The organism is Streptomyces sp. NPDC057099, assembly GCF_042671245.1.
GTDB lineage: Bacteria > Actinomycetota > Actinomycetes > Streptomycetales > Streptomycetaceae > Streptomyces > Streptomyces purpurascens.
In genome coordinates this window covers 90,109-100,247 of the sequence record NZ_JBHUTX010000027.1, presented here as the reverse complement: position 1 = coordinate 100,247, position 10,139 = coordinate 90,109, and the positions used below count along the sequence as shown (strand labels likewise).

At 71.3% G+C, this 10,139-nt stretch carries 11 protein-coding genes; 2 read left to right on the top strand and 9 right to left on the bottom strand.

Annotated elements, in window-relative coordinates; genetic code table 11:
- Window positions 1-66: 66 nt before the first annotated feature.
- The 6 genes from ACFT4A_RS27885 to ACFT4A_RS27860 all read right to left on the bottom strand — a co-directional run bounded on the left by ACFT4A_RS27885 (window position 67) and on the right by ACFT4A_RS27860 (window position 7,809).
- Window positions 67-2,289, bottom strand: coding sequence for an ArnT family glycosyltransferase (locus ACFT4A_RS27885; RefSeq protein ID WP_382835013.1), 2,223 nt, complete (start codon window positions 2,287-2,289; stop codon window positions 67-69).
- On the bottom strand, window positions 2,286-3,731 hold the full coding sequence (locus ACFT4A_RS27880) for a glycosyltransferase (protein WP_382835010.1): 1,446 nt from the start codon (window positions 3,729-3,731) through the stop codon (window positions 2,286-2,288). The genes ACFT4A_RS27885 and ACFT4A_RS27880 overlap by 4 nt, the downstream gene beginning before the upstream one ends.
- Window positions 3,732-3,745: 14 nt before the next feature.
- Window positions 3,746-5,527, bottom strand: coding sequence for a sensor histidine kinase (locus ACFT4A_RS27875; protein WP_382835007.1), 1,782 nt, complete (start codon window positions 5,525-5,527; stop codon window positions 3,746-3,748).
- On the bottom strand, window positions 5,524-6,264 hold the full coding sequence (locus ACFT4A_RS27870) for a response regulator transcription factor (RefSeq protein WP_382835004.1): 741 nt from the start codon (window positions 6,262-6,264) through the stop codon (window positions 5,524-5,526). Before ACFT4A_RS27870 ends, ACFT4A_RS27875 begins: the two co-directional genes overlap by 4 nt.
- Window positions 6,265-6,443: 179 nt before the next feature.
- A complete protein-coding gene (locus ACFT4A_RS27865) occupies window positions 6,444-7,316 on the bottom strand; it encodes a DUF2797 domain-containing protein (RefSeq protein ID WP_382835001.1) in 873 nt (290 codons plus the stop codon).
- 109 nt (window positions 7,317-7,425) lie between these two features.
- Window positions 7,426-7,809, bottom strand: a complete 384-nt coding sequence (locus ACFT4A_RS27860; protein ID WP_382834999.1) for an HGxxPAAW family protein — start codon at window positions 7,807-7,809, stop codon at window positions 7,426-7,428.
- A gap of 102 nt (window positions 7,810-7,911) precedes the next feature.
- On the opposite strand from ACFT4A_RS27860, the gene ACFT4A_RS27855 reads away from it, so the two are divergent.
- Window positions 7,912-8,412: a MarR family winged helix-turn-helix transcriptional regulator gene (locus ACFT4A_RS27855; RefSeq protein ID WP_382834996.1), complete on the top strand. Its 501-nt coding sequence runs from the start codon at window positions 7,912-7,914 to the stop codon at window positions 8,410-8,412.
- Here ACFT4A_RS27855 and ACFT4A_RS27850 read toward each other — a convergent pair.
- A complete protein-coding gene (locus tag ACFT4A_RS27850) occupies window positions 8,358-8,681 on the bottom strand; it encodes an NUDIX domain-containing protein (protein WP_382834993.1) in 324 nt (107 codons plus the stop codon). The two genes, ACFT4A_RS27855 and ACFT4A_RS27850, sit on opposite strands and share 55 nt — an antisense overlap.
- Window positions 8,682-8,747: 66 nt before the next feature.
- Here ACFT4A_RS27850 and ACFT4A_RS27845 point away from each other — a divergent pair, with 66 nt between their 5' ends.
- On the top strand, window positions 8,748-9,281 hold the full coding sequence (locus tag ACFT4A_RS27845; RefSeq protein WP_382834990.1) for an NUDIX hydrolase: 534 nt from the start codon (window positions 8,748-8,750) through the stop codon (window positions 9,279-9,281).
- A gap of 7 nt (window positions 9,282-9,288) precedes the next feature.
- Here the strand turns inward: ACFT4A_RS27845 and ACFT4A_RS27840 are convergent, their stop codons facing one another.
- A complete protein-coding gene (locus tag ACFT4A_RS27840) occupies window positions 9,289-9,555 on the bottom strand; it encodes a hypothetical protein (RefSeq protein ID WP_382834987.1) in 267 nt (88 codons plus the stop codon).
- 185 nt (window positions 9,556-9,740) lie between these two features.
- Window positions 9,741-10,136: a hypothetical protein gene (locus tag ACFT4A_RS27835; RefSeq protein WP_382834985.1), complete on the bottom strand. Its 396-nt coding sequence runs from the start codon at window positions 10,134-10,136 to the stop codon at window positions 9,741-9,743.
- Window positions 10,137-10,139 lie beyond the last annotated feature (3 nt).

Here is a 10,139-nt window from a genome sequence, read left to right as displayed (position 1 = left end):
CCGCCGCCCATGCCGCCCATGCCGCCCATACGGCCGTCGCCGTTCTGCCGGCCTTGCTGGTGACTGTCAGCCGCTCGCCTTCTGCGTGAGGTCGTAGAAGGTGGACGAACCGACCGTGACCTTCTTGAACGTGGACTCCACCCAGGAGGTGATCTGGGAGGACGTGCCGTCGCTGCTGCCGCCCATGCCGCCCCCGCTGCCCGAGCTGATGAAGTAGTGGATCTTTCCGTCCGCCACGTACTGCTTGAACTGGGCCAGCGTCGGGGACGGGTCCGTGCCGTTGAAGCCGCCGATGGCCATCACCGGGTCTCCGGTGGAGAGCTGGTAGCTCGCCGCGTTCTGGGCGCCGATGGCCGCCGCGACCCAGGTGTAGTCGTCCGCGTTCTTCTCCAGGAGCGCCTTGGCCTCGGAGCTGACGCTGGCGCCGTTGAGCAGACCGCCCATGCCGCCACCGCCGCCGCCCATGCCGCCCATGCCGCCCATACGGCCGTCGCCGTTCTGCCGGCCTTGCTGGTTCTGGCCCTGCTGACCCTGCTGGTTCTGCTGGTTCTGGCCGCCGCCCGGGAAGCCGTTGCCGTTGCCATTGCCGGGCGGCTGTCCCTGGCCCTGGCCCTGCTGGTTGTTCTGGCCCTGCTGACCTTGCTGGTTCTGGCCCCCGCCGGGGAAGCCGCCCCCGCCGGGGCCACCGCCCATGCCGCCGCCACCGCCGGGGCCGCCGCGACCGCCCGAGACCGCCGGACCGGCGGTGACGATCGAGCCGGAGTGGCCCTCGTTCAGCGTGGTGAGGGTGTACGCCGCCGGACCGGCCAGCGCGGCGACGAGGCCGAGCCCCGCGGCGCCCAGGGCCAGTCGACGGCCCAGCCGTCCCGCGAAGATCAGGCCGAGGGCCGCGGTCAGACCGCCGACCAGGACGAGCCACTTCAGCCACGGCAGGTAGTCGGAGGAGCGGTTGAGCAGGACGTAGCCCCAGGCCGCGGTGGCCGTCATCGCGGCCGCCAGGGTCAGCGACGCCCAGGCCTTGTCGCGCTTCTCCCAGAGCAGCGCCGCGCCCATGCCGACCAGCGGGGCGATGTAGGGGGCGAGGGCCACGGTGTAGTACTCGTGGAAGATGCCCTGCATGTAGCTGAAGACCACCATGGTGATCAGCAGCGAGCCGCCCCACACCAGGAACGCACCGCGCGTCGCGGAGGTCCGGCGGGCCTTCCGCGTGGCCACCAGGCCGGCGACGAGCAGGATCAGCGCGGCCGGGATCAGCCAGGAGATCTGGCCGCCGATGGAGGAGCCGAACATCCGGTCCCAGCCGGTCTCGCCCCAGGCGCCGCCGCCGTTGCCGCCTCCGCCGCCGCCACCGACGCTGCCGGTCTCCTCGCCGTTGAGGCGGCCCAGGCCGTTGTAGCCGAAGGTCAGTTCAAGGAAGCTGTTGTTCTGCGAGCCGCCGATGTACGGGCGGGACGACGCGGGCCACAGCTCGACGATCGCGACCCACCAGCCGCCGGAGACGACGATCGCGAGCAGGCCCGCCGCGAGCTGGCCGATCCGCTTCTTCACCGTCACCGGGGCGCAGACGCCGTAGACCAACGCCAGTGCCGGGAGGATCAGGAAGGCCTGGAGGGTCTTGGCGAGGAAGGCGAAGCCGATCGCGGCACCGGCCCACAGCAGCCACTTGGTCCGGCCGTCCTCCAGGCCCCGGATGACGAAGTAGCAGGCGGCGGCCATCAGCAGCGCCAGCATCGCGTCGGGGTTGTTGAAGCGGAACATCAGCGCCGCGACGGGGGTGAGCGCGAGCACCGCGCCCGCGATCAGCCCGGCCGCGGGGCTGAACCGGCGGCGCACCGCCGCGTAGACGACGGCGACCGTGCCGACGCCCATCAGGACCTCGGGGACGAGGATCGCCCAGGAGCTGAGTCCGAAGAGCCGTACCGACAGGGCCATCGGCCACAGCGCGGCCGGGGGCTTGTCGACGGTGATGGCGTTGGCCGCGTCCAGCGAGCCGAAGAAGAACGCCTTCCAGGACTGGCTGCCGGCCTGCACGGCCGCCGAGTAGAAGGAGTTGGCGTAGCCGGAGGCGCTCAGGTCGTAGAGGTAGAGCGCGGTGGTCACCAGGAGCAGGCCGAGGAAGGCCGGGCGGGCCCAGCGGGGGTCCTCGGGTCGGCCCTGCCACAGGCGTCGCAGGAAGGGCCGCTTCGGTTCACCGGCGCCGGGCGCGGGTGCCTCCGGCATCGGCGGCCGGGTCCAGTCGCCGGCACTCGTGTCTCTGTCCGCGGTCTGCTGGTCGTAGTGGATCGTCATCGGGAGTCCCTCGGGTCGGTGTCGTGCGGGCGCACCGGCTGGAGCTGCATGGTGGCGTCCCTCCCCCACTGGGCGGTGTCGTGCGCGTACTGGGGGGTGCGCTGCGGCAGCGGCCCGTACGGGTCGTGGCGCGCGGTGGAAAAGGTCGGCGAGGACAGCGGGTGGACCGGGGTGTGCGAGGCGACCACCGCCGGGTCGCCGTCGCGCCGGTCCGGGAACACCCACGCCCGGAAGAGCAGGAAGCGCAGCACGGTCGCCGCGAGGTTGGCGGCGATGAGCACCGCCAGTTCGGTGGAGTGCGCGGGCTCGGAGGTGGCCGCGTTGAGCGCCGCGAGCGAGCCGCTGGTCAGGGCGAGTCCGATGCCGAAGACCACCAGGCCCTGCGCCTGGTGCCGTACGGCCCCGCCACGCCCGCGCACCCCGAAGGTGAGCCGCCGGTTGGCCGCCGTGTTGGCGATCGCCGAGACCAGCAGGGCGAGCGCGTTGGCGACCTGGGACCCGGTGAAGACGCGGAAGCCGCTGTAGAGCAGCAGGTAGAAGAGGGTGGACAGGGCGCCGACCACGCAGAACCCGACGAGCTGGCGGGCCAGGCCCTTCGGTACGTCCTTGATCTCGCGGTCGCGCGGGTCGTCCCCGAACGGCCGGACGATCCGGTCCAGCGGCAGCGAACCGGTGGCGAGGGCCCTGCCGATCCGCCATACGCCCTTGAGGTCCTCGGTCGCGGTCTTGACGATGTGCACGGTCGAGTCGGGGTCGTCGACCCAGTCGACGGGCACCTCGTGGATACGTAGCCCCGCGCGCTCGGCGAGCACCAGCATCTCGGTGTCGAAGAACCAGCCGGTGTCCTCGACGAGCGGCAGCAGCACCTGCGCCACGTCCCGGCGGATCGCCTTGAACCCGCACTGGGCGTCCGAGAAGCGGGCCTGCAGCGAGCCGCGCAGGATGAGGTTGTAGGCCCGGCTGATGAACTCCCGCTTGGGGCCGCGCACCACCCGCGAGCTACGGGCGAGCCGGGAGCCGATCGCGAGGTCCGAGTGGCCGGAGATCAGCGGCGCCACCAGCGGGAGCAGGGCGTTGAGGTCGGTGGACAGGTCCACGTCCATGTACGCCAGCACCGGGGCGTCGGAGGCCGACCAGACGGACCGCAGGGCCCGGCCCCGGCCCTTCTGCTCCAGCCGGAAGAGGGTGACCTCGGGGATCTCCGCCGCCAGCCGCGCCGCCACCTGCGGGGTGGTGTCCGTGGAGGCGTTGTCCGCGATCGTGATGCGGAACGCGTACGGGAACGTCCTCACGAGGTGCTCGTGGAGTCTGCGGACGCACGGCTGGAGGTCCTTCTCCTCGTTGTAGACGGGGATCACTACGTCCAGGACAGGCGTACCGGCTGGCGCGGCCGGGAGGTGCTCCCGCGCCGGCAGGGTGCCGGGAGAAGAGTCGGTTCGCATGGAACCGACTTTCGTCAGGCGCCCTGTTGTACCGATGTGGTGACGCTGTGGCGTGCCTGTGAGTGCTGTTGCCAGCTCATTTCCGGCTGCGGCTGGGCCGGGAGCGCGGGCAGGTGCACCGTGAAGACGGTCCGCCCGGGCACGCTGTCGACGGTCACGGCACCGCCGTGCGCGGTCGCCACGGCCTGCACGATGGCGAGGCCGAGACCGGTCGAACCGGTGCTGCGGGAACGCGCGGAGTCGCCGCGCGCGAACCGTTCGAAGACATGCGGGAGCAACTCGGCCGGAATGCCCTGCCCGTTGTCCTCCACGTCCACGCACAGCCACGGCCCGCGCCGCTCCACCCGCGCGGTGACGGTCGTACCGGCCGGTGTGTGATTGCGGGCGTTGCCCAGCAGGTTGACCAGGACCTGTTGCAGCCGGGCCGCGTCCGCCGACACCAGCGCGGGCTCGTCGGGCAGGTCCAGGCGCCAGTTGTGGTCCTGGCCTGCGGCACGGGCGTCGCTGATGGTGTCCACGACGAGCGGTACGAGGTCGGTCTGCTCGAACTGCAGCGGCCGCCCGGCGTCCAGACGCGCGAGCAGCAGAAGGTCCTCGACGAGCAGCGTCATCCGCCCGGCCTCGGACTCGATCCGCCCCAGCGCGTGCCGGGTGTCGGGCCCGACGTCCTCTCTGCCGCGTCTGGTCAGCTCGGCGTATCCGCGGATGGAGGCCAGGGGAGTGCGCAGCTCGTGACTGGCGTCGGCCACGAACTGCCGGACCCGCGTCTCGCTCTGCTGCCGTGCGTGCAGCGCCCCGTGGACGTGATCGAGCATCCGGTTCAGCGCGGCACCGACCTGTCCGACCTCGGTGTGCGGATCGGTCTCGGAGTCGGGGACGCGCTCGCTGAGGTTCACCTCGCCGGTGTGCAGGGGGAGTTCGGAGACCCGGGTGGCGGTGGCCGCGACCCGTCGGAGGGGACGGGTGGCCACGCCGATCAGCACGGAGCCGGCGATGGCGGCGGCGACCAGTCCGGCGCCGGTGACGCTGACCTCGACGAGGATGAGGGTGTTGATGGTGGTGGTGACGGATTCGGTGGGCAGGGCGACGTAGTAGCCGCCGCTGCCGTCGACTTCGGTGACGTACTGCACGCGGTACTCGCCGAGGTCGGGGATGTCGATGGTGTACATGCCGCGCGTCTTCGGCACCTCGGCGAGGGCGGCCTTCTGCGCGTCGCTGAGCTCGACGGGCAGGTTGCGCTGGAAGGGGCCGTTGTCGTTGGAGGTCTCCTGGGCGAAGACCGCCTGGGTGACGCTGCCGTCGGCACCGACCTCGGCGGCGACGGTGTCCGGCTCCGCGGGTCCCTTGGCGAAGCCGGTGATCCTGTCCTGCGATCCGGCGTCCTGCTGTTCCGCGCTCTGCCTGGTCCCGGAGTTCCCGTTCTCGCTGTTCCCGGTCCCGCTGTTCCCGGTCCCGGAGTTTCCGGTTGCGCTGTTCCCGGAGTTCCCGGTCCCGTTTCCGGAGTTCCCGGTCCCGTTCCCGGAGTTCCCGGTCCCGTCCTGCCCGTCCCCGTCGTTCCCGCCCCCGGGTTTCATGGGGCCCGACAGCCGCTTGCCGGCGTCGTCGACCTTCGCGTCGAGCTGCTCGTACAGATGCGACCTGAGCGCGAGGGTCGTCACGGTCCCGATCACCGCGCACACCACGGCGATCAGCACCACGGACGCGACGACGAGCCGCGACCGCAGAGTGCGCGGCTTGCCCGCTCGCGCCTGCTTGCCCGCTCTCTGCTGCGTACGCGTCCGTCGTCGCCCGCTCATGACACCGCGGGCTTGATCAGGTAACCGGCACCACGCCGGGTGTGGATCATCGGCTCGCGCCCGGCGTCGATCTTCCGCCGCAGATACGAGATGTACAGCTCGACGACATTGGCCTGCCCGCCGAAGTCGTACGACCACACGCGGTCGAGGATCTGCGCCTTGCTGAGCACGCGCCGCGGGTTGCGCATCAGGAAGCGCAGCAGCTCGAACTCGGTCGCGGTGAGGTGGATGTTCGCGCCGGCCCGGGTCACCTCGTGGCTGTCCTCGTCGAGGGTGAGGTCGCCGACGACCAGCGTGGAGTCGGAGCGCCGGTCGGCCGCACCGGACCGCCGTATCAGCCCGCGCAGCCGCGCGACGACCTCTTCGAGGCTGAACGGCTTGGTGACGTAGTCGTCGCCGCCGGCCGTCAGCCCGGCGATCCGGTCCTCGACGGCGTCCTTGGCCGTCAGGAAGAGCACGGGCACGTCCGGCAGCTCCCGCCGCAGCCGCCCGAGCACCGCCAGCCCGTCCATGTCGGGCAGCATCATGTCGAGCACGACGGCGTCGGGCCGGAAGTCGCGCGCGGTCTGGACGGCGCCCTGGCCGTCCCCCGCGCTCCGGATCTGCCAGCCCTCGTAGCGAAGGGCCATGGAGAGCAGTTCGGTGATCGACAGCTCGTCGTCCACCACAAGCACGCGGACGGGGCTCCCGTCCGGCCTGAGCAGTTCGGTGCGCCCGTGGGGCGAGGTCGTGGTCATGTGAACACGATGTCGGGGACCTCTGAGAGCACCCTTTCGGCAACCTGTGAATTCCCTGAGAAACGCACAGGCGGTTCTCAGGGAACGCCTGGGAATGACCGAGTTCGGTGAGGTGAGGGGTGTCGGGGAAGCTGTGGGTCCGCTGGGCGGATCAAGAGGGGCGCATCAAGAGGGGCTGATCAGAACAACCCCTCCTGCACCCCCGCCTCCTCCTTGAACTCCCGCACGGGAACGGTCATTACCGCGCCTCCGACGGGCACCAGCTCCCACCCGGTCATCAACCGCGTATCGACCACGACGACCCCACCCTCGGTGGCCAGATGCAGATCGGGCCCGGCGGCGGCCACGAGCTCCCCGCTCACGACCCCACCGGCGACCAGCTCGCTCACGCTCCCGAAGGCGCCGGCCACTCCGGCGAGCCCAAAGGCCTCCACATGATCGACAACCCGCAACGGCTCCCGCACCAGCGACTCCGGCCACCCCCCGAGCGCCACCGCCCGCGCATGCAACTCGGCGACCTCACCGGCCCGATCGGCCGCCACCCGCGGCAACGCGGCCCGCACGGCCCGCTTCTCGGCATAGGGAATCCGGTCGGGCACCCCCAGCGCGGCCCGCAGCAGCTCCTCGGTACGCCGCGCGGCCATGAGCGGCCCGGCACCCAGCCAGCTGAAGCACACGGCACCCTGCTCCAGCAGCCGGGCCGATCCCCGCTCCACCGCCGTGATCCCGACCTTGGTCATGCCGGGCCCGAACCACGCCAGATATACGTGATACGGCCGCGGATCGTCCGCGATGGTGTCGGCGGCCACCGAGTGCGCCCGGTCCAGCCGCGCACACTCCTCGCACCGCGCCCCCGTGCTCCGCCCCGGCACGGCCACCCGCGCCGGACACGCATGCCCCCGAGCCCCCACACATGTCCGCACGCCCCCCTCCGCGACCCCGAAGGCCACGCGCTTCCCCCAGGTCAGCGCACTGCGCCGCCCGCCGTGCCACACCAGCACGGGGCCGTCCGCCGCCCATCGCAGCCCCGAGCACTTCCATGCCTGTGCCATCTCTGCCGAGACTAGAGGGCACCACTGACAACGGCACCGGGGCGCCCGGCCGGGGCGATCAACGGGTACGACGCCGAACAGGCCGCCGACAGGGACAGGAAGAAGGGGGTCACCTCACGGAATCGGCCCCGACGGCAGCAGAGGCATCCCTCTCCCCAGCCGCTTGCACGGGCACGACTCCGGCCGCACGCACCGGCCGCCGCCCGGCCAGCCGGCACCCCAGGCACTCCTCGTGCCCGCCCGGCGCCGACGAGTCCCGCACCCGCCAGCCCCACTCCGCCCGGGGCCGGAGGCCGGGCCCCTTGCCCCACCCGGCGAGGTGCAGCGCCCAGGTGACGAGCAGAGCCACGACCCCGATGGCTGCCCCACCGGCGATCAGCAGGCCCGAGACCAGGACCACCCCGGCACCCGCCACACCGGCCGCGACGCTACCGATCGCGCAGCCGACCCATCCCGCGAACGTGTGCCCGTGGTCATACTGATGTGCGCTCACGCGCTGCCCCCTCATCACACCGAGGACTCCCGGGCGCACCCCGAACCCCTCACCACCCAGCCATGCAGGGCCCAAACCTCTCACGAACTAAGGGAATGGGGAATGCCAGCCAAGCCGCGTGCGGCCGCAACGCCGGAGCAGGCACTGTCGGCGATGGACCACCTCATCGCGACCCACCTGGTCGGGCAGCACGAGATCGCCGAGCAGGTCGGCATGAGCGTGACCGACCTCACCTCCTTCGCCTACGTGATGGAGGCCGGCGAAAACCTCCTCACCGCAGGCGACTTGGCAGCCCGCGTCCACGTCACGACCGGCGCGGTCACCGGCATCCTCAACCGCCTGGAACGCGCCGGCTACATCACCCGCCGCCCCGACCCGACCGACCGCCGCCGCATCCGCGTAGCCGCCCGCCCCGACGCGGTCGCCCGCGTCCTCGAGGTCTACGAGCCGTACCAGGCCCGCCTCACGAAACTCATGGCGGACTACTCCCCTGCCGAAGTCGCCCTCCTCAACGACTGGTTCACCCGCGCGAGCGCCGTGGCGGCGGACTACTTGGAGGAACACTGCCGCCCCGACCGACCGGGGACCGGCCGGGCCACGTAACGCCTGAAGGCATCGACCCCGTCCTCGACGAACGTCCACTGCCCGAAGGCCTCCCGCAACTCGCCCTCGGTGAGTTCACGCGCCGCCGCCTCCTCGTACGACTCCCCGACCTCCGCGGCGCCGCCGATCAGCCAGTTGCACTGCCCCGGAAACCGGGACACGCCCTCCTGCCTCCGATGTACGAGAACGCGCCCCTCCGAATCCCGGCAGACGGTCGTCGCGACACGGTGCAGCCAGCGCCTCTCGCCCCGCTCCACCGGTTCACCCATGGCCCCACGATCGCAGCGGGGCAGCTGGCCTGAGACCCTGACGACCGGGGCGAGAGGGGCAGAGCCATGGAATGGAAAACCCACGGCGAGCGGCAGGTCTACACCAACCAGTGGGTGAACCTCTGCCTGGCCGATGTCCAGCGGCCCGACGGCAGCCGGTGCGAGTACTCGATCGTCCGCCTCCGCCACCTGGCCGTGGCCGCCGTGCTCAATGACCGGCGCGAGGTCCTCATGATGTGGCGGCACCGCTTCGTCACCGGCACCTGGGCCTGGGAACTCCCCATGGGCCTCGTCGAGGACGGCGAGACCCCCGAGGAGGCCGCCGCCCGCGAGGTCCTGGAGGAAACAGGCTGGCGCCCGGGCCGCGTCAAGCCCCTCATCTACGCCGAGCCGGCCAACGGCATCACCGACTCACAGCACCACGTCTTCCGCGCCGACGACGCGACGTACGTCGGCCCGCCCACGGAGAAGAACGAGTCCGACCGCATCGAGTGGATCCCCCTCACAGAGATCCGCGGCATGATCGACCGCCGCGAGATCGTGAGCAGCGGGTCGCTCGTGGGCCTGCTGCACCTGCTCCTGGACGAGGCGACTCGCTGACCGCGAGCTATCCCGACTTCCGTGAGTGCCGGTTCGACCGCCGGCGCACGGTGAAGAGGGAGGCGATGATGCCGAGAGCCCAGGCGATCAGGAGGGCGCCCCACAGCGGCATGGTCACCATCGGGATGAGAAGGCGGATCTCGACACTCGTGCGGTTCTCGAAGATGAAGACCAGAGCGACCGCGGTGATCAGAACGAACGGGATGAAGCGACGGACGCCCGGGCGGGAAAGGAACGGCGTCCGCGCCTTGTGGTCTGGGCTGGTCTGGGCCATGGGGTGCCTCTCCCTCACGTAGCCCCTGGCTCCAGCGTCCCCTTTCACCACGCAACCCGCCACCGAAACGCCAGAGGCCCCGGATCACTCCGGGGCCTCTGGTCTACGCGCACTCGGCAGGATTCCCCCCTGCGAGCCTCTGATCCGTTGGATCGGCAGGCCGCTCGAGCGGCGATCCGGCTAGGTCAGCCGACGAGGCCGACCGACACCAGGCCACCACCCGCGGCGACCGCACAGGCGATGCCGCGCTGCCACCAGGTGACCGCTTCGGGGCGGCCTCGCGTCGCCATCACCATGACGGAGTTGGCGGCGAACGCCGGCAGCAGGATGCCGAACAGCGCGAACGTGCCGACGGCGGACAGAGTCCACTCGATGCGCGCTGTCACCGCACCGACCAGCATCGCCGCGGCGGCGAGGGCGTATAGGACCCCCGACACGAGCGTGAGGTCGTCCCTCTTCAACGGAGCGGGACCGCGCCGCTTGTGGTGGTTCCAGTGACGGCGCTCGGTGCCGAACCGCGCCAGCGCCATGATCGCCACCTCGACAACAAGTGCGATCACCGCGACTCGTTCGATCGTCATGAC

What these genes read in the sequence shown, in the direction of transcription:
- ACFT4A_RS27835 (WP_382834985.1), bottom strand. Translation starts at nt 10,136, where the DNA reads ATGACGATCGAACGAGTCGCGGTGATCGCACTTGTTGTCGAGGTGGCG.
- ACFT4A_RS27885 (WP_382835013.1), bottom strand. Translation starts at nt 2,289, where the DNA reads ATGACGATCCACTACGACCAGCAGACCGCGGACAGAGACACGAGTGCC.
- ACFT4A_RS27855 (WP_382834996.1), top strand. Translation starts at nt 7,912, where the DNA reads ATGCCAGCCAAGCCGCGTGCGGCCGCAACGCCGGAGCAGGCACTGTCG.
- ACFT4A_RS27880 (WP_382835010.1), bottom strand. Translation starts at nt 3,731, where the DNA reads ATGCGAACCGACTCTTCTCCCGGCACCCTGCCGGCGCGGGAGCACCTC.
- ACFT4A_RS27845 (WP_382834990.1), top strand. Translation starts at nt 8,748, where the DNA reads ATGGAATGGAAAACCCACGGCGAGCGGCAGGTCTACACCAACCAGTGG.
- ACFT4A_RS27875 (WP_382835007.1), bottom strand. Translation starts at nt 5,527, where the DNA reads ATGAGCGGGCGACGACGGACGCGTACGCAGCAGAGAGCGGGCAAGCAG.
- ACFT4A_RS27840 (WP_382834987.1), bottom strand. Translation starts at nt 9,555, where the DNA reads ATGGCCCAGACCAGCCCAGACCACAAGGCGCGGACGCCGTTCCTTTCC.
- ACFT4A_RS27870 (WP_382835004.1), bottom strand. Translation starts at nt 6,264, where the DNA reads ATGACCACGACCTCGCCCCACGGGCGCACCGAACTGCTCAGGCCGGAC.
- ACFT4A_RS27865 (WP_382835001.1), bottom strand. Translation starts at nt 7,316, where the DNA reads ATGGCACAGGCATGGAAGTGCTCGGGGCTGCGATGGGCGGCGGACGGC.
- ACFT4A_RS27850 (WP_382834993.1), bottom strand. Translation starts at nt 8,681, where the DNA reads ATGGGTGAACCGGTGGAGCGGGGCGAGAGGCGCTGGCTGCACCGTGTC.